The sequence below is a fragment of the Arthrobacter sp. ERGS1:01 genome (assembly GCF_001281315.1).
GTDB lineage: Bacteria > Actinomycetota > Actinomycetes > Actinomycetales > Micrococcaceae > Specibacter.
On the sequence record NZ_CP012479.1, the window covers coordinates 571,305 to 594,292 of the forward strand.

Consider the following 22,988-nt stretch of genomic DNA (forward strand, 5'->3'; position numbering starts at 1 on the left):
GGTGTCATTCCTTAGCTGTTGAAAGGCTGGTTTCTTGGTTGTTTTGAAGAGTGGGGTTACTTGACGGCGCCGCGCATCACGCCGGACATGATCCAGCGCTGCGCGAACAGGTAGACCACCAGCGTGGGCGCCAGGGCCATGAGGTAGGAGGCAAAGGCGAGCGGGTAGTTGGTGTTGAACTGGCCCTGGAACAGTTGCTGTACCACGGGCAGGGTTTGCAGGGCGGGGTCGGCGATGAGCATCTGCGGCAGCAGGAAGTCGTTCCACGAACCCAGGAAGGCGAAGATGCCCACGGTGGCGCTCATGGGTGCCAGCAGCGGGAAGATGACCTTCCGGAACGTCTGCCACGTGCTGGCGCCGTCGAGCCGGGCGGCCTCTTCAAGTTCGATCGGGATGGAGCGCAGGAACGCGATGAACAGCAGCGAGTTGAAGGAGATGCCGCCCACGATGTGGATCAGGGCCACGCCCATCGGGTTGTCCAGGCCCAGGATGGCGGTTTGCTTGATCAGCGGCAGGATCACCACCGGGAACGGCACGAACATTGCCGAGAGCAGGTAGATGTAGGAAAGCCGGAAGAACCTCCGCTCCCAGTTGCGCACAATCGCGTAGGCCACCATGGAACTGGCCGCCAGCGATCCCAGGACCGTGATGACCGTGATGACGGCCGTGGACAGGAATGCCGCAGGGTAGTTGGTCAGCACGAACGCCTGGGCGAAGTTCCCCCACTGCGGGTTGGCCGGCCACGCGAATCCGGTGCCGGAGACGGCTTGTTCGGGGGATTTCAGGGCCATGCTGATGGTGAAGTACAGCGGGACAAGGATGGTCAGCGACGCCGTCAGCATCAACGCCGTCATCCACCAGTTGATCTTGTAGCCCTCGCGGTTGGCGCGGCGGGTGCGCACCGCGGGGGAGGGGCGGGGCGTGTCGAGGGGTGCGGGGCCCTGGGTTTCCGGGCGTGTGCCGGTCATTGCTGTGGTCATTAGAGTGAAACCTCCCGGCGGCGCAGAATCTGCAGCTGCAGCAGCGAAATGATGAGCGTGATGATGAAGAAGATGATGGCGTTGGCCATCTGGTAGGAGTAGTCGCCGCCGGCAAAGCCGGAGAAGATGCGCATGGCCACGGACTGCGTGGCCGTGCCGGGTCCGCCGCCGGTCAAGGCCACGATGACCTCGTAGGTGCCCAGGTAGCCCTTGAAGCCGAGGATGATGTTGATGACCACGTAGCCGGCGATCAGCGGCAGCGAAATGCTGCGCAGCGATCGCCAGGCACCGGCCCCGTCCAGGGATGCGGCCTCGTAGACGTCGGCGGAGATGCTTTGCAGCCCGGCAAGGTAGATGATGGTGGCGCCCGGGGCAGCCTGCCACACCGTGACGAAGACGATGGCCAGCCACGCCCAGTGTTCGTTGGCCAGGATGCTCGTGGCCAGGGGTGCGATGCCGAGGTTGCCGGCAATCGTGGGCAGCGTGTTGGAGAACAGGTAGTTGAAGACGTAGGCGATGATCAGCCCGGACAGCACCATGGGGATGAAGTACACGCCGCGGATGCCGGTCTTCCACTTGATCTTCGAGTTCAGACCCAGGGCCAGCAGCAGGGCCACCACGTTCACCACCAGGGTTGCCACGATGGCGAAGAAGAACGTGAACAGGTAGGACTGCAGGATTTCCGGATCCGTGAAGATGTTCAGGTAGTTGCGCAGCCCGATGAGCTTCCAGTCACCGTAACCGGCGTAGTTGGTGAAGCTGAAGAAGCCGCCAATCAGGGCCGGAATGGTGCTGAACAGGGCAAAGAGGACGAGGACCGGGATGATCATCCAGTAGTAGGTGGGATCAACCTTGGGGCGCTTGCGAACGGGCGCGGCGGGGGTTGGCGTTGTTCCGGCGGGCCGGGTGGGGGCCGGGGATTCGACGTCGGCGGGTGCAGTCATGGCGGACTCCTTGGGATCTAGGCGTTGCGCGCGGCAACGCGGTGCCAGGCGTCGTCGAGGGTGGTCAGGAATGCGCCGGCGTCACGGTTCAGGGCCAGCGTCTGGAAGTAGTTGTTGTACGTGATGGCTGGCGGGAAGTAGTTGGTGGCGTTGAGGTAGTACCGGCCGTCGGCGATGAGCGGCTGCAGGCCCGCGATCTGCGGGTTCACCGCCACTTTGGAATCCTTCAGCGGCGAGAACGCGGAGAACTTGCTGTTGTAGGCGTTGACCACGGCGGGTTCCATGAGGAAGCTGACGAACCGCTTGGCCTCCGCCATCCGCGGGGTGGAGCGGGCAATGGAGAAGGTCATGTCCAGCGTGACCTGGGCCTGCGTGTCCGCCGGGCTTTCCGTGCCGGGCAGGGCGAAGGTGCCCAACTGCATTTTGGGGTTGCTGGTCATCAGCTCGGACAACGCCCACGGCCCCTGCAGGTACATGGCGGCCGCACCCTTGGCGAATGCCGCGTTGCCGTCCGTGTAACCGCGGCTGCCGGCGTCCTTTTGCATGAAGGAGAACAGGGTGAGGGTCTTGGCCGTCGCGTCCCCGAAGTCCTTGCTGAAGGACACCGTGGGGCCGGCCTTCAAGTCCGCAGAGGTCTTGGGCATCCTGGCAAAGAAGTCGGCGAGGTTCACGCTGCTGCCGGCCGCGTAGCCAAAAGGCTGTCCCAGCGTCCAGGAGTCCTTGAACGTGCCGTAGATGGGGGTCACCCCGGCCGCCTTGAACGTCTTGCAGGCCGCCACGAATGCGCTCCACGTGGTCGGGACGGCCACCCCGTGCTTGGCAAACAGCTCCTTGTTGTAGATGACGCCGGCCGCGGCCAGCGAGAACGGCAGGGCGCTGAGCTCACCCTCCCTGTACCGGCCAAAGGAGTTGATCAGCTCAAGGGCCTTGGGATCGGCGTTGGCGGCCGCGGGGAGGTCGGAAAGGTCGGCAAAAATGCCCTTGTCCGTGAAGTCCGCGGTGGTCACCGAGTAGGCGTTGGTCACGACGTCGGCCGGGTTGTCACGGATCAGCCCCGGCACCCAGTTGCCGCCGTTGAAGTCCTGGACCACGCGGATGTCGGGGTTCTTCGCCTCGAACGCCTTGATCAGGCCGTTGAAGTACTCCACCACCTCGGGCTTGCCCTGCTGGAGGCGGATGGTGGTGACGGCGCCGGCTTTTGCGGGGGAGCAGCCTTGCAGGGCCAGTCCGGCAGCCGCCGCCCCGGCCAGTGCGAGCACGTTGCGGCGGCTCAGGCCCGGGACGCTCACGACGCCGGCCACAGGGCGGGTGCGGGCACGGCGGAACGGACCGCTGCTGTGGATGGTACTGCCTTCATCAAAAAAACTCCCTTGTTCTTCCGGGTGCAGCGGCCTTGCATGCGCCGGCTGCGAAGATAATTTTAGTCTTTTATTTAGACTATAAATTTATGCGCTGTTAGTATTATGGACATCACACGAGCGCTAGTCAAGGGGACCTTTTGGAACTGACCGCAAACACCCCCCAACAGCTGCGCCACACCAACATGAGCGCGGTGCTGGCCGTCATGCGCCGCTCCGCCGCCGTCACCGGCACCGACCTCATCGAGGCCACGGGACTGGCCCGCGCCACGGTCATCGCCGTGTGTGACGACCTGATCCACGCCGGCTGGGTCCGCGAACTTCCCGCCCAACGACCGGTATCCGGCGTGCAAAAGGGGCGCCCCGCCAGGGTGTTTGAGTTCGACGCCGGAGCCGGGGTGGTGCTTGGCATCGACTTTGGCGTCACCAAGACCACGGCGCTCGTGGCCGACCTCAAGGGCCGGACGCTCGCCAAGTCAACGGAAATCTTCGGCGACACCGCCGAATCCGTGGAGGGCCGGCTGGCCACGATCGACAGGGCGCTGAGGGCGGCGCTCGCAGCTGCCGGCGTGGCGCCCGAGGCAGTGCTGGTGGCCGGCGTGGGAATCGCGGCGCCCGTGGCCCGTTCGGGGGAAATCTCCCACGGCCAGGCCTTTTGGGAAAACTTCGACATTGGCATCCAGGAAAAACTGCGCGACCACTACGGCTGGCCCGTACTGCTGGGCAATGACGCCAACCTGGCCGCCATGGCCGAACGCTGGCAGGGCGCCGGCACCGGGGTGGACGACCTGGCCGTCATGCTCGCCGGGGAACGCATCGGCTTTGGCCTGATGGAATCCGGGCGGCTGCTGCACGGCGCCTCCGGCCGCTCGGGAGAGGTGGGCCTGCTGGGCCTGGTCAAGGGCGTGGGGACGCCGGACGGCATCGCGGCGCTTGCCCGCGAGCTTGCCGTGGAGGAACTTGCCGCCGCGAAGGTCGCCGCGGATGGGCTTGCCTCGGCTGAATTTACCGTGGCGGCGCCCGGCGCGGCGTCGTCTTCGGCGCCCGTCCGGGAATCAGCACCGCATTTAGCACCGCATCCCGCAAAGCCGTCGCTGCTGGCGGCCCTGCCGGCGGACGCCATCGGTGCCGAGGACGTCTTTGCGGCCGCGCAGGCCGGGGATGCCGTGGCCCGGCGGGTCCTTGACCGGATTGCCCGCCGGATGGGCCGCGTCATCGCGCTCATGGGAACCTTCCTCGACCCGGAGCTGGTGGTGATCGGGGGAGCCGTATCGGCGTCGTCGGCCGTGCTCCTGGAACCCCTGCGCCAGGAGTTGGCCGCGTTCATGACCACCCCGCCCAGGGTGGCGGTCTCCACCCTCGGCGACGCGATCGTGACGCTGGGCGCCGTGCGGCTTGCCCTTGATTACGTGGAGAAGAACGCGCTGGACCTGCTGCCCCGCAGTTAGCCGGCATGGCCGGGGCTCCCGCGTACGATCCGCGGTGCAGCTATTGCGGGCCGGGGTCACGCCGGCCCGCAATAGCTGCACCGCCGAATCCGTCGGGCCCCGAACGGCCTCTAAGAATTAACCCATCAAGTGGATCAATCGGCTAGGATGGGGGCGCACCCCGCCGAGATCGTAGGGGGAGAAGTCCCCATTGCCGCCGGCCGGATGACCCGGACAGACTAAACGATGGGGGCGCGGGCCTCGCCGCAGTCGCAGCGCAGTTGCAGTGCTGGCCCCGCAGCGCCACCGCAGCGGCACCGCGCGGCGGTACACAGCAGGTTCACGGCCGGTCCTGGGGGTCGGATTAGCAAGGGTTTTTCATGGCATTGAACGCGTTATTCACCAAGTCCGCCGGCAGGAAGCAGGTCTTTTCGGCGTCCCTGGCCGCGGTGGTGACGGCCGCAGTGGTGACGGGAGCCATCATTTACCCGGGTTTCACCACCGCCGACGTCGACCTCAATGACGGCAGTGTGTGGGTGACCAACCGTTCCGCCGGTCTCGTGGGGCACCTCAACGACCAGTCGAAGGTCCTTGACGGCGGATTCACCGCAACCACGTCCACTTTTGACGTCATCCAGAACGCCGACAACGTCTTCATGGGCGGCGACGGCGGCAACCTGCTCAACCCCGTCAACGTCCCCATGATGGCCATGTCCTCGGAGACCAACCTCGGCGGCGGCAAGGCGACGTCCCAGGGCACCGGGATCGTCGCGCTCACCGACGCCGGGCAGGGCAAGGTGTGGGCCATGTCCAACGCCGACGTCCCCGGCTTCAGCGACAAGACGAGCGCCCCGATCCTCAAGGGCCTGGAAAACGCCGTCTCCGTCACGGCCCCCGACGACACCATCTACACGCTCGATGCCGGGACCGGTGAGCTGATCAGCACCGTATTGAACGACGCCGGCAAGATCGCCTCGCAGGACCGGGCCAAGGTCAACGGGCTGGCCGGCTTGAAGGACGTTCAGCTCACCGTCGCCGGCGGCAAGCCCGTAGCGTTCTCCGCCGAGGCCGGAAAGCTCTTCCTGCCGGGGGAGAAGGAGGTCCCGGTGCCCGACGCCGACGGCGCCCTGCTCCAGCAACCGTCGGCCGACGCAAGCTTCGTGGCGTTGGAAACCGCCACCGGACTGCTGACCCAGCCGCTCGACGGATCGGCCGGCAAGCTCCTCAAGCTCGGCACCACGGGCAAGGCCGTGGCCCCTGTGGTGCAGGGCGCCTGCGTCCACGCCGCCTGGTCCGGGGCCAACAAATACGTCCGTTCCTGCGACGGAGCAGGGCAGCTGACGGACATTCCCAAGGCCGGCGGCCAGTCCGCGTTCGTATTCCGCAAGAACCGCGACGTCGTCGTGCTCAACGACGTGAACAGCGGCAATGTGTGGCTCGTCAATCAAAACCTGATGCTCGTCAATAACTGGGATGACCTCAAGGCGGATTTGAAAAAGGCCGACAACGCCGACAAGGACTCCGCCGACCCCACCGTTGTCAACACCCTGCCGGACAGGACCAAACCCAACCGCCCGCCCATCGCCACACCGGATGAATTCGGCGTCAGGGCCGGCAAGACCACCATCCTGCCGGTACTCTTCAACGACTCCGATCCCGACGGCGACGTCCTGACCGTCGAGGCGCCGGCCGTCAATCCGTCCGTGGGCGCGGTGCAGTCCATCTATGGCGGCACAGGCCTGCAAATTTCCGTCCCCGACGGCAAGCGCGGATCCGGCACGTTCGGCTACCTGGCCAACGACGGCCGCGGCGGCAGGGACCGCGCCGACGTCACCGTGCGTGTGGTGCCTCCGGGGGAAAACTCCGCCCCGCGCAGCATGCGGGACTCGACCCTCGTGGTGGAGCAGGGCCAAACCGCCAGCCTGAACGTGCTCTCGGACTGGATCGACCCCGACGGGGACGACATCTTCCTGACCGGCGCCGTCTCCGACGACGGCTCCGCGAGCATCAAGACCAGCCCCGACGGCGTGCTGAAATACACCGACGACGGTGAAAAAACCGGCCAGAAAACCATGACTATCTCCGTCTCCGACGGCCAGGCCATCACCGAACGCAAGGTCAAGGTCCGGGTGCTGCCCGGCGGCACCGTCCCGCCCGTGGCCAACGCCGACTTCTTCCGCGCCGTGGCCGGCCAGCCCATCGTGCTGGCCCCGCTCAAGAACGATCTGGACCCGGCCGGCGGCACCCTGCGCCTGGCCAGCGTCTCAAAACCCTCCAATGCCACGGTGTCCAAGATCGCCGACAACGGCACCGTCACATTCACGGCGCCGTCGGCCGGCCAATATTATCTCGACTACCAGGTCACCAACGGGCCCATGAGCGCCACCGGACTGATCCGGGTCGACGTCGTGAGTGCCAGCAACGCCGGCCTGCCCGTGGCCGTGAAGGACTTGGCCATGCTGCCGTCGGGCGGCTCGGTCCTGGTGGACGTGCTGGGCAATGACACCGACCCCGCCGGCGGCGTGCTGGTGGTCCAGTCGGTGGATGTCCCGGACGGTGCGCCCGTCTCGGCCACCATCATCGACCGGGACATCATCAAGCTCAGCGATGTCCGCGGCCTCAGCGGCACCCTCAGCGTGAAGTACACCATCTCCAACGGCACGGGCAGTGCGGTGGGGGAGATCGCCGTCATCCGCATCCCCGCAGCGGACAAGCTGCTGCCCCCGCGGGTGGAGCCCGACACCGCCACGGTGCGGGTGGGCGACATCGTCAGCATCCCCGTGCTGGAGAACGACGTCGACCCCAACGGTGAGGTGCTTAAGTCACCCGTCGTGGCGGAGGCCGGAAACCCGGCGTTCGGGAAGTTGTTCACCGACCAGAACCAGCTGCGCTTCATCGCCGGGACCACGCCCAAGACCGTCGAGGGCGTCTACAAGGTGGCCAACAGTTCGGGCCAGTTTGCCTCCGCGCAGGTCACCGTCACCATCGTCGCGGCCGACCCCGAACACAACCTGCCGCCCGCACCGAAGAGCCTGACCGGCCGGGTCATCGCCGGCGACCAGGTCAAGATTCCGGTGCCGCTGAACGGGATCGACCCCGAGGGCGATTCCGTGGAACTCGTGGGGATCGACAAGGCGCCCACCCTTGGCACGGCAGAGACCGGCAACGGCTACATCTTCTACACGGCCGGCGGCAGCTCCACGGGCACCGACTCCTTCACCTACCGGGTGCGGGACAGGCTCGGCGCCGAGGCCACGGGCCGCGTCGAGGTGGGCGTGGCCCCGCCCCTGGACATCAACCACCCGCCCGTCACGGAGGACGACTTCATCACGATCCGCCCCGGGCGCAAGGTGGCCCTCGATGTGGCGCTCAATGACTCCGATCCCGACGGCGGCCGGCTCGGCGTGGTCAAGAACGGCTTCAAGGGACCGCAGGAAATGGCGCCCACCGTCAACGCCAAGGGCCTCGTGGTGGTGACAAGCCCGCGCGAACCCGGCACCGCAACCATGATGTACACCGTGGCCGACAAATTTGGCGCAAAAGCCACCGGCAACATCCGCATGACCGTCACGCCCGACGCCCCGCTGAAGGCACCCATTGCCCGCGACGACAGGGTCACCGTCAAGGCGATGCTGGGCCGGAACACGGTGGACGTACCCGTGTTGGAAAACGACTCCGATCCCGACGGAGTGACGGAGGCGCTGAAGGTCTCCCTGACGTCCGTGCCCGGCAAGCCCCCGGCACAAGCCACCGTCACCTCCGAAGGCGCCGTCCGCGTGGTGCTGGGACCGGCCGATCAGATGATCCCGTACACGATCACCGACCAGGACGGACTCAAGGCCACGGCCGTGATCTGGGTGCCGGGCCTGGCCAAGCAGTACCCCGTGCTGGGCAAGACCGACGTCATCCGGGTGACGGCCGGCCAGAGCGCCGTCTTGAAACTTGCCGACTACGTCAAGGTCCGTGAGGGCCGCAAGCCGCGCCTGACCGAGGCGTCCAAGATTTCGCTGCTGGGCGCCGCGAACACCAACGCGATCGTCGGCGACGGTGCGGGCATCAACTATGCCGCGAGCCCGTCGTTCTACGGCCCCGGATCCATCACCTTCGAGGTCACCGACGGCACCGGCCCGGACGATCCCAACGGGCTGAAGGCGACGCTGACGGTCATGACCCTGGTGGATCCGGCCCCGTCGGCGAAGAAGGATCCCAAGAAGTCCGAGAAGAAGAACACGCCGCCCACCTTTACCGGTTCGACGCTTGAGGTGCCGCAGCAGGAGACCGCAACCCTCGACGTCGGCCCGCTGGCCTTTGACGTCGACCCGGGGGACAAGGACAAGTTCGCATTCTCGCTGGCCGGGGCCGCCCCCGCGGGGTTCAAGGTGTCCCTGAAGGGCAGCGTCCTGACCGTCTCGCAGGCCGACGGCACCCGGGTTGGCGTCACGGGCACCGCGCACGTGCAGGTCAGCGATGGCAGCAACGCCCCCGTTGGCGCGGACATCCTGCTGCGGGCGACGTCGTCGTCCCGGCCGCTGGCCGTCGCCAACGACGACGTGGTCCCCAACGCCCATGCCGGCCGCCCGGAGGTGGTCCAGGTCCTGAAGAACGATGTAAACCCGTTCCCGGATACCCCGTTGAAGGTGGTGGGGACGTCCGTCGAGACCGGCAGTGCCGGCATCACCGTCACCAATACCGGCGATTCCGTGTCCGTGAACACCTCCGACAGCTACAAGGGCACGGTGGTGGTCCGCTACATCGTCGCGGACAAGACCGCCGACCCGGACAGGTACGCCAACGGGCGAATCCGCATCACCGTCAAGGGCCGCCCGGACGCGCCCGTCAAGCCCGTGGTGCTGGAGGAAAAGGACAAGGCGGTGCTGCTGACCTGGGATCCGCCGGCGGACAACGGCGAGGCCATCACCAAATACACGGTGGCCTGGAGCGGCGGCAGCCAGGACTGCGCCACCAACACCTGCACCATCACGGGCCTGAAGAACGCCCGGCCGTACAAGTTCACCGTCACGGCCACGAACGACGTCGGCACCTCCCCGGCGTCGCCGGCTTCGGCCAGTGCCACGCCGGACACGATTCCGGACACTCCCGCGGCCCCGACCACCACGTTTGGCGACGGACAGGTGGACGTGCACTGGGTGACGCCGGTGGGCGAGTTCTCGCCGGTCACCAAGTTCAACGTGCAAATTTCCCCCGTCCCGGCCGGCCAGAACGGTCAAAAGACCGCGGTGACCGGCAATTCGCTGCCGTGGACGGGGCTGGAGAACGGCACCGAGTACCAGTTCCGGGTCCAGGCCATCAACCGTGCGCCCAAGCCCTCCGAATGGAGCCCGTACTCGGAATCGGTGGTCCCGGCGGGACTGCCCGACGTGCCCGTGGCGCCCACCGTGGCGACACAGCCGGCCGTGGGCTCCAACAGCCAGGTCAGCGTGTCCTGGCCCGAACCGTTCCTCAACGGCGCCCCCATCACCTCGTACGAGGTGGAACGCTCGGGCGGCGGGCAGGCGGCCGTGACGCAGAAGGTCACCTCGCCGGAGGCCACTTTCTCGGTCAACACCTCCACCGAGGGCTACCAATACCGGGTCAAGGCCGCCAACAAGGCCGGCACCACGGCGTACGGCGCCAAGTCCGCGCCGCAGCGTGCCCTGGGCAAGATCGCCCAAATGCAGCCACCGTCCCTGGCCCTGGTGGGGACCGGCGGCTCCGGCGGCCAGGTCAGGGTCACCTATGCGGCGCTGTCCGGCAACCAGCTCAACGGCTACGCAGGCAGCGAGGTCAGCTATTGCGTGCGGCTCTCCACGACCGGCGAGACCTGCGGGGTGGCGTCCGGAGCCGTACTGTCCACGCCCAACGGCGCGGCCGTCTATGCGAATGTCTATGCGGCACCCAACAGCGGCGCGGCCCAGCGCGGCGACGCTTCGGCGGCCTCGGCGCAGGTAACGCCGTACGGCGTTCCGCTGCAACCTTCCGTGGACGGCTCCACGGCGCCGGCACAGCAAAAAACCGTGAGCTGGAGCTGGGGTGCGGCCAACGCCAACGGCAGCGCGGTGACCCGCTACGACGTCAGCCTCAATGGCGGCGGATGGTCTTCCGTGGACAAGGCGCGCAGCTACTCCCATGGCACCTCCGGCTACGGGGACGCGGCCACGCTGAGCGTGCGGGCCTGCAACGCGGGCGGTTGCGGTGCCGGTTCGCCGGCCGTCACGTCCCGCGCCGGCTCGGCGCCCCCGCCGCCCGTCACGGAATGGTCCATGACCCACAATGTGGGCAACCGAACGTGCATGGATGCGCTGGGCAGCACCCACTGGGTTAACAACACGTGCAGCAGCTCCAGTTACTGGCTGGACCCGGGCGACACCATCCAAACCAACTGTTACGTCAACCGCAGCGGCTCGACACCGGGAAAATGGTACCGCCAGCAAAGCGGTCCCAATGCCGGAAATAACGGATTGTTTGCCCGGTACGACTCCTTCAGTGCCGGCCAGCGCAGCCAGCCGATCCCCGAATGTCCGCAGCCGCATGGCTGGTAGGGACGTACCGCCTCACGGGCAACGCCAAAAGGTGAACAAACCAGGCCTGCCATTGCCCGGGCAGGCCGAACGCAACACAAGACCAACATGAGCACCAATGAAAGAGGAGCCACCTCCATGTCCATGACTCCGGAACAGGCCACCTGGTTCGCCGGAACCTTCGAGAAGCTGGTGGCCAATGTGGGCCAGGCTGTGCTGGGCAAGACGCACGTGGTCAGCCTGACGCTGTCCGCCATGCTGGCCGAGGGCCACGTCCTGTTCGAGGACGCCCCCGGCACGGGCAAGACCATGCTGGCGAGGGCGCTGTCGGCCACGGTCAAGGGCTCCCATTCGCGGATCCAGTTCACCCCTGATTTGCTGCCCTCCGACGTCACGGGTGTCACCATCTATGACCAAAAAACGCAGGTCTTCGAATTCCACAAGGGACCCATCTTCGCCACGATCGTGCTGGCCGATGAGATCAACAGGGCCTCCCCGAAGACGCAGTCGGCGCTTTTGGAGGTCATGGAGGAATCCCGCGTCACGGTGGACGGCACCAGCTACGAGACGGGCCGGCCGTTCATGGTCCTGGCCACGCAGAACCCCATTGAGCAGGCCGGCACCTACCGGCTGCCCGAGGCCCAGCTGGACCGCTTCCTGATCAAGACCTCGATCGGCTACCCGGACCACGCGTCCACGGTGCAGCTGCTCTCCGGCGCCGGCCAGCGGGACCGCACCTCCTCCCTGCAAGCCATCATCACGCCGTCGGCCGTGGCGGAAATGGCGGACCTTGCCGCGACCACGCACACCGACGGCTCGGTGCTTGAATACATTTCGCGCCTGTGCGAGGAAACCCGCAATGCGCCCGAGACCCGCCTTGGCGTCTCGGTGCGCGGCGCCATCGCCATGGTCCGCATGGCCAAGGTGTGGGCCGCCGCCAAGGGCCGCAACTACGTCCTGCCCGACGACGTGAAGGAGCTGGCCCCCTACGTGTGGACGCACCGTTTCGTCATGGACCCGGAGGCCGAATTTGCCGGCGCCACCCCGAGATGGTGCTCGGCCGGGTCCTGGCCGAGGTGGCCGCGCCGCAGCAGCGCGCTACGGCCTGAGCGGGGCATCTTGAGGGAGAGCATGACCATCACATCCGGCATGGGGAAGGCCCGGGCCGCCCTGGCGCGCCCGTTCCATCGCGACGGAACCCCCACCCGTCTGCACCCCACCTCGCTGTGGGCCGAGGTTGACAAGGTGGCGGGGCTCTACGCAGCACCCGTCTGGGCCGCGGTCCGCGGCCGGCTTGGGCGCCTCGCCCTGCCCGTGGTGGGTACGTTCAGCGCACTGGGCGCCACGGTGCTGGGTGCTGCGGTGCTGCTCTGGATCGTGGGGGCGGCCTACGGGTGGCAGGAGGCCAAGGTGGCCGCGCTGATGGCCACGCTGCTCCTTGTCCTGGCTGTCGCGTTCATCCTGGGCACCACCCGGTACGCCGTCACGCTCGACCTGGCCCGGACCCGGGTGGCGGTGGGGGACAACGCCGTGGGCAGCATCTCCGTGGCAAATGCGTCCCCGCGCGCCATCCTGCCTGCAGCGCTGGAACTGCCGGTGGGCCAGGCCACGGCACTCTTCCACCTGCCCCGGATGAAACCGGCCGACGTCCACGAGGACCTCTTCACGATTCCCACCGCCCGCCGCGCCGTCATCACCGTGGGCCCGGTCCGTTCGGTGCGGGCCGACCCCTTGCGCCTGCTGCGCCGCCAACTGGTATGGACCGACCCCACCCTGCTGTACGTCCACCCGCGGACGACGGCGCTGGACGGTCCCGCCGCCGGCTTCCTGAAGGACCTTGAGGGGCTTCCCACCACCGAACTTTCCAGCGCCGACGTCTCCTTCCATGCTCTGCGGGACTACGTGCCGGGCGATGACCGCCGCCACATCCACTGGAAAACCACCGCCCGCACCGGCAAGCTGATGGTGCGCCAATTTGAGGAGACCCGCCGCGCCCACCTGGCCGTGGCCTTGTCCGTCAACACCGAGGAATACGTCCACGACGACGATCTTGAACTGGCGATCTCCGCCGCCGCATCCCTGGGACGGGCCGCCATCAAGGAATACCGTGAGCTCAGCGTCGTCACCCAGCGCGGCCCCATCCGCTGCGAAACCGGCAAGAACCTGCTCGACGACATGACGCGGCTGGCCGGCCACGCCCGGCGCGGCACGGCCGTCGACCTGGCCCGTTCGCTGTCCGACTCGGTGCCCAACGCCTCCGTGGTGTTCCTCGTGGTGGGCTCCAAGGTCACCCCGGCACAGCTGCGCAGCGCGGCCGCCGCGGTGCCGCCGGGCGTGCGGGCCTTCGCCATCCGCTGCCATGCCGGCGCGGAGCCGGCCCGGGCCGGCATTGCCGACCTCACCGTCCTGACCCTCGGCGACCTTGCCGACCTGCCCGTGCTGCTGCGCAAGGCCATCGCATGAGTACCCGCATGAGCGCCCGGATGAACGCCGGGCCGAACACCTTCCCGGGCTCCCGCCCGTGGTGGCAACCCGGCCTCGATGCGGGTGCACTGTTCCTGCTGCTGGCCGTGGGCGTCCTTGGTTTTGGGCCCACTTTTGGCCAGGACCCCCGCTACCTGCTGGCAGGTTTGGGCGCCACAATCTTGGGCCTGGGCGTTGCCGCCGCCGGTGCGCGCTGGCGCCTTGGTTCGCTGACGGTGGCGGGCATCGCGTTCGTCGCCTACCTGCTGTTTGGCAGTGCCCTCGCGGCCCGTGACGAGGCGCTGCTGGGCTTCCTGCCCACGGCGGCCTCCCTGCGCGGACTGCTGTTGGGGATCATGCTGTCCTGGAAGCAGCTGTTGACGCTTGCCCCGCCCGTGGGCACCGGCGTCGAGGTCATGGTGGTCCCGTACCTTTCCGCCTTCGTCGCCGCCGTGGTGGCCGGCAGCCTGGCCTGGCGCGTGCGCCGCGCCGGCTGGTCGATGCTGCCCGTGCTGGCCCTGTTCATCACGGCCATCCTCTTTGGCACGGGCCAGGCCCAGCTGCCCGCGCTGCGCGGAACGCTCCTGGCCGCGATCGCCGTCGCCTGGCTGGCCTGGCGGCACGAACGCAGCCGCCGCGAATCGGCCGGCGCCGTCTCGGCCCAGCAGCCCGTGCAGGATCGCTCGGCCGCAAAGACCGCCCTGCTGCGCCGCCTGGGCCTGGCCGCCGGCGTGATCGCCGTGGCCGGTGCGCTGACCTTCGCCGCCGCCCCGGCCCTGACCACCAGCGCCACCCGCAACGTGCTCCGCGATTCCGTGGTCCCCCCGCCGGACCTGCACCAGCTGCCGTCACCGCTGGCCAGCTTCCGCGACTACGTCAAGAATGAAAAGGACACCGTCCTGTTCACGGTGGACGGCTTGCCCAAGAACGGCCGGGTCCGCCTCGCCGCCCTGGACAACTATGACGGCGTCGTCTTCAACGTCGACCCCAACAGCTCCGCCTCCTTTGCCCCGATCGGCGACCCCAAGGCACTGAACCAGGCAGGCGGCGGCACCGGAGTCGGCGTCGTTATTGGGGGGTACACGGGGGACTGGATTCCCAGCGTCGCCGTGGCCCACAGCCTCAGCTACCACAGCGCGGCCGGCCCCGCCCCGACCCTGTACCTGAACAAGGATTCCGGCACCGCCCTTGATTTGGCCGGCGTGAACAAGGGCGACGACTACACCATGGATGTCGACGTCCCCGCCGTGGACGTTAACACGCTGGCCGGTTCCAACTTTGGCCAGGTCCAGCTGCCCAAGCTCGAAAACGTCCCGCAGATCGTCATCGCCAAGGCCAACGACATGGTGGGCGAGGCGGACACCCCGTTGAAGAAGGTCCAGGCGCTGGAAGGGGCCTTGCAGCGCGAGGGCAAGTTCAGCAACGGCCTCGACGGCCAAACCCCCAGCACTTCGGGGCACAGCGCAGCCCGGATCACCAAGCTTCTCACCGGCAAGCAGATGGTGGGCGACGACGAACAATACGCCGCCGCCATGACCCTGATGGCCCGGTCGCTGGGCATCCCGGCCCGCGTGGTCATGGGCTTTTACCTCGACGAGAAGGACCCCGCCAACGGGGCGCGTGAGGCGAAGATCAAGGGCTCGGACGTCCACGCCTGGGTGGAGGTGAACTTTGCCGGTGCCGGCTGGGTGCCGTTCAACCCCACCCCCGACAAGGATCACATTCCCAACCCGCCGGAGCCGCAAAACGCGTCCAAGCCCAAGCCGCAGGTGCTCCAGCCCCCGCCCCCGCCGCAGGAGCCCGCCGACCTTCCCGCCGACAGCGCCCCCGATGCCCTGGACACCGACGGGAAGAAGGACCACGCCGCTAGCGTGCTCGCCGCCATTTTGACCGTGGTGGGCGTCGCGGCCATTCCGGTCCTGGTCATTGCGATCCCGCTGGGGCTGATCGTGGCGCTGAAGTCCCGGCGCCGAAAGCGCCGCCTCACCTCCGGACTGCCCACCGACCGCGTGGGCGGCGGCTGGTCCGAGGTGATGAGCGTGGCCACGGACCTCGGTGCCGGTCTGGACGCCAACGGCACCCGCCGGGAGTCGGCCGCAGCCCTCGCCGGCGCGTTCCCCGCCAGCCACGGAACGACGGCGGTGCTCGCCGAACGCGCCGACGCCGCCATCTTTGGTCCCGGCCAGCCCAGCGAGGACGACGTTGCAACATATTGGCGGCACGTGGAAAAGTCCGTCGACGGCATGAGAGGCTCGGTAGGGTTCTGGAAGCGGCAGCGGGCACGGTTCTCGCCGCGGTCGCTCCTGCAGGACCTCCGGACCGGAGCGGGACGCCCCACCACCGGGGCAGCCCGGAAGGGAAAGTTTTTGGACACGTTGAGGAAGAGGGCACGGTAGATGGCACGACACACGGGGGATCCGTGCCGGAACTGCGGGGTGGAACTGGCACCCGGCGCGGCCTTTTGCGTGCTGTGCGGGGCTGCAGTGGCCAATCGTGCCGCCGCGCCCGCCCCCGCCACGGTTCCCTTGAGTGGAGTCCCTGTAGGCGGAGCGCCGTCTGCCGGAGCGCCGCTGGACGGGCGGGGGAACGCCGTCGGCTCCGTCACGGCGGTGCCCGGCATCATCGCCGTGGGCACCCAACTGCCGGCCCCCCTCGTGGAACCACGCACCGTGGGCGTTGACCCCCGGCTGGCGGCCGCCGCGGCACTCGTGCCGGGAGGCGCCGGGCGCAGGCTTGCCGCGCAATTGCTGGACGGCGTCATCCCGGCAGTGGTGCTTGCCGCGGCCATGGTTGGCGGCCTGTCCCTGATGAGCGTCAGGGACGACGCCGGCTACCGGACCATCGACTTCAGCTGGCTGGCAATCCTGACCTCGATCGCCTCCCTCGCGTCCCTCGGTTACTGGATCTGGCTGTGGTTGTGGGAGGCCAGGGCCGGCAAGACTCCCGGAAATGCCCTGCTCGGGCTGCGGACCACGGGCATGGACGGGCACCCGGCAGGGTTGCTGGCCGTGTTCCTGCGCAAACTGATGATTGGGCTGGGCTCCGTGGTGCCCGTCGTGGGCCCCCTCGTGGTCACCGTTTCCAATGCCTGGGATCCCCATGGCAAGCGCCAAGGCTGGCACGACAAAGTGGCGCACACCCTCGTGTTCAACGTCGGCGCCGGCCGCAACCCGCTGGAGACCGGCGGCATTGCCGGCCGGGAATCCTATGTACCGGCTCCCATGCCGGCCATCTCGCCCGTCGGCTCACCGCTTCCGGCCGCTCCTGCTCCGCTTGCGGTTCCCGCTCCGGATTCGAGTTCCGCTCCGGCCGGCATCATCACCGCAGTGCCGTTTGCGCGGGCCGCGGCCGTACCACCTGCTGGGATGCCGCAAGGGGAGTCGTCGGAAAATGCCGCGCCGCTGGTTTCGTCCTTCGCCCCTCCCGTTGCCGAGGCTATTGCGCCGCAACCCTTTGCGGACGACGATTTTGGGCCAACGCGGGTCCGGCCCGTCGCGGCCGCTGCGGGCCTCCGGATTGTCTTTGACGACGGCCGCACGGAAGACATCGACACAGTGGCCCTCGTTGGCCGCAACCCGGCCGGATACGATGGGGAGATGATTGCTCGACTCGTCTCTGTCCAGGATTCCGGCAGATCCGTCTCCAAGACCCACCTGCATGTGCGGGCCTCCGCCGAGGGATTGTGGGTGACGGACAGGAATTCCACCAACGGCAGCGCCATCACCGACGCCGCCGGACGGAGAATGCCACTGGCGGGCGGCACCGCGGCGCTCGCAGCCCCGGGCTCGCGGGTCCACTTTGGCGACCGCTCGTTCCTGGTGGGCGGCGCATGAGTTCCGCAGCCGCGGCCGACGGCACGCAAGCAGCCCACGACGGCGGGGACACGGCGTCGAACCCGGCGGGCGGGATCCGGCTGAGCTTCGGCTTCGGTACCGACCGCGGCCTGCGCCGTGAACTGAACGAGGACTCGTTCCTGGCCTCCGACCCCATCTTTGCCGTGGCCGACGGCATGGGCGGACACGAGGCCGGCGAGGTGGCCAGCCGGGAGTGCATCAGCGTGTTGAGCCGGCAGGCCATCCTCGCCTCCGGCTCCCGCAACGCCACGGCCGCCGACCTCCAGCTGGCCCTGCGCCAGGCGGACCAGCGGATCCGCGAGGTGGCCAATGCCCGCGCCGGAACCACCGTGACGGGCGTGGTGCTCGTGGAGGAACGCGGCGTGCCGTACTGGCTGGTGTTCAACGTGGGCGATTCGCGGACCTACCGGCTCAGCCAGGGCGCGTTCGGCCAGGTCACGGTGGACCACTCCGAAGTCCAGGAACTGGTCGACGGCGGCTACATCACCCCGGCCGAGGCACTCGTCCACCCGCGACGCCACGTGGTGACGCGCGCCCTGGGCACGGGTTCGGACTCCGAGGCGGACTTCTGGCTTGTTCCCGTGGAGGACGGCGACCGGATCCTTGTCTGCTCCGACGGGCTCACGGCAGAGCTGGCCGACGAACAAATCCACCATGCCATGAGCACCCTCACCGAGCCGCAGGACGCCGTGGACTCGCTGATCCAATCGGCCCTGCGCTCCGGCGGCCGGGACAACATCACGGTGGTGGTGGTGGATGCCGGCAATGTGCACGCCGCCGCCAATGCCGAAACACAGACCACCCCCGGGAAGCCCCCGTGGACGAGGTCACGCTGCCGCGCGTGCCCGAAACCGAGACTGGCGCAGCCACAAATCCGGCTGTAGACACGGCCACGACTGTTGCCGCAAACACGGAGGCCGACGGCCCCGCATCATTCCCGCATGAGGAGAACCATGGTTAGCACCGCCTACCGCCCCGGATCCTGGCTCGCCATTGTGCGATCCGGCGCCGTCATCGTGGTGGAGGAGACAACGGACCCGGCCACGGTGGCCGAGTTGTGGGACTACCTGGCGCAGCCCCCCTCCATCCACGGCGTGCTCAACGCCGTCACCGGCAAGTTCGGCACGGAACTGACGGGCATGCCGCAGTTCGCCATCCTCGTGAAGGCCGACCGGCTGCATGCGATCCTGCGCGGCGGCATGACCCTTGCCGTGACCAGCGGCGGCCAGGGCGAAGTGGTGTCCGGGCGCGACGTCACCACCTGGAGCGAGCGGTCCCTGCCGTTGCCCGAAACCCTGCTGCTCACCCTTGACGGTCCCGCCGACGCCGGCCCCGCCGCCGGCTCGGGCGTCCTCGAGGGAGCGGTATTGCCCTTGGGTGAGGCCGTGGTGCGGCTGTCACAGCTGCGCCAAAGCGATTCGACGCCGGCGGCTTCGGTGGAACAGGACACCGTGCCCGCCGTCGTGGCCGACGAACACGCGGCGGCTCCCGCCGAAACGCCGGCGCCGGCCATCGTGGAGGCGCTTGGCGCGGCACCGGACGAGGACGCAAGCGATAGTTCGGCACCGCACAGTCCCGAGCCGCACAGTTCCGAGCAGCACTCTTCGGCGCCGCTGATCGGGGCACCGCGCTGGGTGCGCGGATTGTGGCCCTCGGGGCGCAACAACGGCCATGCGGCATCGGACGGCAACCATCCTGATGACGCCGAGGATGACGGCAGCCAGGCCGGCAACGTCCAAACGGGCGACGCCGAGCCGGATTCCGTTGCAGCCTTCGACACCGGTTACGACGCCGACGCACCTTTTGACGTCGAAACCGCTTTTCCCCGTGTGGACACCGGAGAAGACGACTCCGGGATCGAGGCGGCGGAGTCGGCGGACACTGCCTTTGAGAGCCAAGCCTTTGAGAGCCCGGATATTGCGGACGCTGGTTTAGTGGAAACCGGCGAAATCAACGACGACGACGGCACAGGCCCGGAGGTCGACGCGGAGACGGTTATCCTCCCGGCGGACGGCGCGGACTACGAAGCGGCCGATGCCCATGAATTGGCCGAAAGCCCCGACGTCGATAGTCTCCACGAAGCCGGTCTTCACGGATCCGGTTTCCCGGAAGACGGCGGCACCGATGGCCTTGCCGGTCGAGACGATTCCCCGCAGGACGCCGTCGTCGACGGTTCTGGGGACGGCGGCATCCCGGAATACGGCCCACTGGAAGAGGTCACGCTCGACGACGGCACTCCGGAAAACGGTTCGCTCGACGACGGCGCCCTTGAGGAAGACGACTACGAGGGCTTTGCCCGGGCCGCCGACGCCGAATGGAGCGCGCAGCTGGCCGATCCGGCCACCATGCTCCCCGATGCGTACCTTGGCGACCCTGACCTGGGCCGGACCATCTTCGCCCACGAGGGCCTCGATGACGCGGAGCCGGGGGACTACGGAACCGTTGCTGACGCCGCAGAAGAGCCCGCAACCACGGAGGAGAACGCACCCCTCGACGAGGCGGAAACCCACGACGCACTAACCCATGTCGCGGCCATTGACGACGCCGCCACTGACGGCACCGACACTGACGACACCGAAGCCGAGGACACCGAAACCGATGAGGACGCCGAGCTGACCGGCAGCTACGACCACCTCTTTGGTGCCACCGAGATGCGCAGCGTGGAAGGTGCGGCCGTCCGCTTTGACGAGGAAGGCCATGAGTCCGGCGGCGATGGCCCGGCGCCGCTCCCCGTCCACGTGCCGCCGCTGCCGGCCAGGCCCCCCGCAGCGGGCTATCGCGGCGACGCGGATCAGGACACGGACGCTGCGGATAGCCCCGGCTACCCGTCGAACACCGATACCCCCGACGCGCCGGTCTTCATCGACGAGCCGGCCGAGCCAGCCAACCCGGTGCCGCTCGCGGACGCCGAGGCGGAGCCGGCGTGGGAACCGCCGGCAGGCGTCCTGATCGAGTCCGTGCCGTGGCACACGGGCGAAACCCCCGACGGGGAGACCGCAGCCGCCGAAACACCCGAAAGTGCCGGCCTCGAGGATGCGCAGCTCCCGGATCAGCCCCAGTGGCAGGCCCCTGCCGGGACGGACTCCGACCACGACGGCCAGACGATCCTGCGAGGGGACCTGCAATCGCAAACCCCGATGCCGGGCAGCCGGCCGGCGTGGAGGGCCGTCCGGCCACCGGTCCCATGGTTTTGGCACGGTTGTGCCCCAACGGCCACGCCAACCCGCCGAGCCGTTCGCAATGCGCCGATTGCGGTGCGGCCATCAGCTCCGAGCCCCTGGAGGTGGGCCGGCCGCGGCTGGGCCGCATGCACATTTCCACGGGCGAGGTGGTGGACCTCGACCACTCCCTGATCATTGGCCGCCAACCGTCTGTGTCCCGCGTCCTGGGTGCCGTGATGCCGCGCCTCGTGCAGGTGCACAGCGCCAGCGGCGATATCTCCCGCTCGCACGTGGAGGTCAGGCTGGATGGCTGGGACGTGCTGCTCGTTGACCTGAAGGCCACCAACGGCACGGTCCTGGTCCGTGCGGGCCAGGCTCCGCGCCGCCTGGGCCAGGGCGAGGAGGCCATGCTGCTGGACGGTGACGTTGCCGAACTGGGCGACGGCGTCTCGCTGCTTTTTGAAGGACTTCTGTGAGCAGCAGGCGCCCCCCTGCAACACCCCCGGATCTTCCCGGCTTCGCCTATCGCTCCGTGCTGGGTTCCGGGGGGTTCTCCGACGTGTACCTGTACGAACAGGACAGGCCCCGCCGGAACGTGGCCGTCAAGGTGCTGGTCGCGGACCTGAAGACCGACGGCGCCCGCCGTCGCTTTGAGTCCGAGGCCAACCTGATGGCGCAGCTGTCCTCCCACCCGTACATCGTGACGATCTACGAGGCCAACGTCACCGCGGCCGGACACTCCTACCTGGCCATGGAGTACTGCTCCCGGCCCAGCCTGGACGTGCGGTACCGGCGCGCCCGGTTCAGCGTCGACGAGGTCCTGGGGATCGGCATCCAGGTGGCCTCCGCCGTGGAAACCGCCCACCGCGCCGGAATCGCCCACCGCGACATCAAGCCCGCCAACATCCTCGTCACCGACTACAACCGGCCCGCCCTGACCGACTTCGGCATCTCCGGCACCATGGACGCCGTGGCCGACGACGACGCCGGCATGTCCATTCCGTGGTCGCCGCCGGAATCCTTCACCTCGGGGGCCGCCGACGGCGTCAAGGTGGACATCTGGGCTCTGGGCGCCACGCTCTACACCTTGCTGGCCGGCCATTCGCCGTTCGTGATCCCGGGAGCAGAGAACTCGCAGCGTGAGCTGATCTCCCGCATCAACACAACGCCGCTGCCGCGACTGGGCCGCGCCGACGTCCCCGAGGCCCTGGACCTGGTGCTGGCCACCTGCATGTCCAAATCGCCGGCGTCCCGCTACAGCTCCGCGAAGGCCCTGGCCCGCGCACTCATGCGCATCCAGGCGGACCTGAACCTATCCGTGACGCCGTTCGAGGTCCAGGACGACGCCGTGGCGGAGGCACCCGATCCGGACGCCGCCTTTGAGGCCACCCGGGTCCGCCGCGTCGTCTCGATCGATCCCGACGCGACACCGTCCGGGCGAACCTTCCCGTCCATCTTCCGCACCACCGAGCCCGACGACGGCCGCACGGCTGCCGGCAAACAGGGCGCCACCGGTTCCTTCACCCAAAGCCCCCGGATCAACAGCGTTCCCGGCGTAACGGGTGCCACCCACGGGTCCACCTCGGGCCTGACCCAAAACGGGGTGACGGTGCCATCGGATGCAAAAGCCGTGTCCCAGCCGACAGTGTCGCAACCGACCGTGCCCCAACCGGCCGGGTCCCAGCCGGGCAGCCTCCCGAACCCGGCCGATGAACTCCTGGCCTCCACGGTGCACCGCAGCCAGGTCGCGCCGCCTCCCAACGCGCCCGCCCTGCCGGGATGCCCGGGCCCCGACAGTTCCGCACCCGCCAGTCCCGCCCACGGCGGTCCGGCCACCCCGCCGTCCACGAAACGCAAGTGGCTGGGCCTGGGCGCCGGCGCAGTGCTGGCGGCCGCCGTCGTCGTTGGCATTGTCCTTGCCACGAGCAACGGGGGGACGCCGTCGCCCGAGGCCAAGGACACCGTGGTGGCCACGCCGCCGCCGGCGTTGATAGTTGGCGCCGAGGTGCCGGCCGTGACCAAGCTGGCCGCCAAGGCCGGCAATGGCGGAGCCGTGTGGAGCTGGGTCAACCCCGACCCCAAGCCGGGGGACATGTACCTGTGGGCGGCCGTCAGCGCCGTCGACGCCGGCGACTTCAAGCCCGTCAAGGCGGCCACGGTGTTCGTCATCAACAACCCGAACGACCAGTCGTGCATCTCGGTGAAGCTTGTCCGCAAGGACGGCACCACCTCCGCCGAGACCAAGAAGTGCTTCCCCTAGGGCGAAGTGCGGCACGCACAGCG

The 22,988-nt window shown here is 68.3% G+C and carries 12 protein-coding genes and 1 pseudogene; 10 read left to right on the forward strand and 3 right to left on the reverse strand.

The genetic code is table 11. The features are described 5' to 3' along the window. Positions 1–56 precede the first annotated feature (56 nt). Genes AL755_RS06510 through AL755_RS06520 form a run of 3 tightly spaced genes read right to left on the reverse strand, consistent with a single transcriptional unit; the run spans position 57 to position 3,213 of the window. Positions 57–980, reverse strand: coding sequence for a carbohydrate ABC transporter permease (locus tag AL755_RS06510; protein ID WP_107503819.1), 924 nt, complete (start codon positions 978–980; stop codon positions 57–59). Continuing rightward, positions 980–1,924 (reverse strand): carbohydrate ABC transporter permease, encoded by a 945-nt coding sequence (locus tag AL755_RS06515; RefSeq protein WP_054010315.1) that lies wholly within the window; start codon positions 1,922–1,924, stop codon positions 980–982. Before AL755_RS06515 ends, AL755_RS06510 begins: the two co-directional genes overlap by 1 nt. 17 nt (positions 1,925–1,941) lie before the next feature. After that, positions 1,942–3,213 (reverse strand): ABC transporter substrate-binding protein, encoded by a 1,272-nt coding sequence (locus tag AL755_RS06520; RefSeq protein ID WP_082369525.1) that lies wholly within the window; start codon positions 3,211–3,213, stop codon positions 1,942–1,944. Positions 3,214–3,422: 209 nt separating this feature from the next. Between AL755_RS06520 and AL755_RS06525 the strand changes: the two genes are divergently transcribed. From AL755_RS06525 to AL755_RS06570, 10 genes and pseudogenes are all read left to right on the forward strand, one after another. Then, the gene (locus tag AL755_RS06525) at positions 3,423–4,730 is read left to right on the forward strand and encodes an ROK family protein (RefSeq protein WP_237762613.1); all 1,308 of its coding nucleotides are present in this window, start codon (positions 3,423–3,425) and stop codon (positions 4,728–4,730) included. Between the two features lie 359 nt (positions 4,731–5,089). Then, positions 5,090–11,248 (forward strand): Ig-like domain-containing protein, encoded by a 6,159-nt coding sequence (locus AL755_RS06530; protein WP_054010316.1) that lies wholly within the window; start codon positions 5,090–5,092, stop codon positions 11,246–11,248. A 117-nt stretch (positions 11,249–11,365) separates the two neighbouring features. After that, positions 11,366–12,336 (forward strand): annotated as a pseudogene (locus AL755_RS06535) (AAA family ATPase). A 22-nt stretch (positions 12,337–12,358) separates the two neighbouring features. Then, entirely contained in the window at positions 12,359–13,690 is a 1,332-nt protein-coding gene (locus AL755_RS06540) for a DUF58 domain-containing protein (protein ID WP_054010317.1), read from the forward strand. Next, positions 13,687–16,086 (forward strand): transglutaminase family protein, encoded by a 2,400-nt coding sequence (locus AL755_RS06545; RefSeq protein ID WP_237762614.1) that lies wholly within the window; start codon positions 13,687–13,689, stop codon positions 16,084–16,086. The genes AL755_RS06540 and AL755_RS06545 overlap by 4 nt, the downstream gene beginning before the upstream one ends. Further along, positions 16,087–17,523 (forward strand): RDD family protein, encoded by a 1,437-nt coding sequence (locus tag AL755_RS06550; RefSeq protein WP_082368972.1) that lies wholly within the window; start codon positions 16,087–16,089, stop codon positions 17,521–17,523. Beyond that, positions 17,520–18,428, forward strand: coding sequence for a protein phosphatase 2C domain-containing protein (locus tag AL755_RS06555; protein ID WP_054010319.1), 909 nt, complete (start codon positions 17,520–17,522; stop codon positions 18,426–18,428). The genes AL755_RS06550 and AL755_RS06555 overlap by 4 nt, the downstream gene beginning before the upstream one ends. Before the next feature lie 69 nt (positions 18,429–18,497). Further along, positions 18,498–20,897 carry a hypothetical protein gene (locus tag AL755_RS23450; protein ID WP_054010320.1) on the forward strand — a complete coding sequence of 800 codons (2,400 nt, stop codon included), beginning with the start codon at positions 18,498–18,500 and terminating at the stop codon, positions 20,895–20,897. Next, complete coding sequence (locus AL755_RS06565; RefSeq protein ID WP_160318871.1) at positions 20,852–21,181, forward strand: FHA domain-containing protein; 330 nt, start codon at positions 20,852–20,854, stop codon at positions 21,179–21,181. Before AL755_RS23450 ends, AL755_RS06565 begins: the two co-directional genes overlap by 46 nt. Next, positions 21,178–22,965: a serine/threonine-protein kinase gene (locus AL755_RS06570; RefSeq protein WP_054010322.1), complete on the forward strand. Its 1,788-nt coding sequence runs from the start codon at positions 21,178–21,180 to the stop codon at positions 22,963–22,965. The genes AL755_RS06565 and AL755_RS06570 overlap by 4 nt, the downstream gene beginning before the upstream one ends. Positions 22,966–22,988: the final 23 nt, after the last annotated feature.

Excerpts from the sequence above, each read along its gene's own strand:
- AL755_RS06510 (WP_107503819.1), bottom strand. The coding sequence starts at position 980 with ATGACCACAGCAATGACCGGCACACGCCCGGAAACCCAGGGCCCCGCA.
- AL755_RS06565 (WP_160318871.1), top strand. The coding sequence starts at position 20,852 with ATGCACATTTCCACGGGCGAGGTGGTGGACCTCGACCACTCCCTGATC.
- AL755_RS06515 (WP_054010315.1), bottom strand. The coding sequence starts at position 1,924 with ATGACTGCACCCGCCGACGTCGAATCCCCGGCCCCCACCCGGCCCGCC.
- AL755_RS06555 (WP_054010319.1), top strand. The coding sequence starts at position 17,520 with ATGAGTTCCGCAGCCGCGGCCGACGGCACGCAAGCAGCCCACGACGGC.
- AL755_RS06545 (WP_237762614.1), top strand. The coding sequence starts at position 13,687 with ATGAGTACCCGCATGAGCGCCCGGATGAACGCCGGGCCGAACACCTTC.
- AL755_RS23450 (WP_054010320.1), top strand. The coding sequence starts at position 18,498 with ATGGTTAGCACCGCCTACCGCCCCGGATCCTGGCTCGCCATTGTGCGA.
- AL755_RS06550 (WP_082368972.1), top strand. The coding sequence starts at position 16,087 with ATGGCACGACACACGGGGGATCCGTGCCGGAACTGCGGGGTGGAACTG.
- AL755_RS06530 (WP_054010316.1), top strand. The coding sequence starts at position 5,090 with ATGGCATTGAACGCGTTATTCACCAAGTCCGCCGGCAGGAAGCAGGTC.
- AL755_RS06540 (WP_054010317.1), top strand. The coding sequence starts at position 12,359 with ATGACCATCACATCCGGCATGGGGAAGGCCCGGGCCGCCCTGGCGCGC.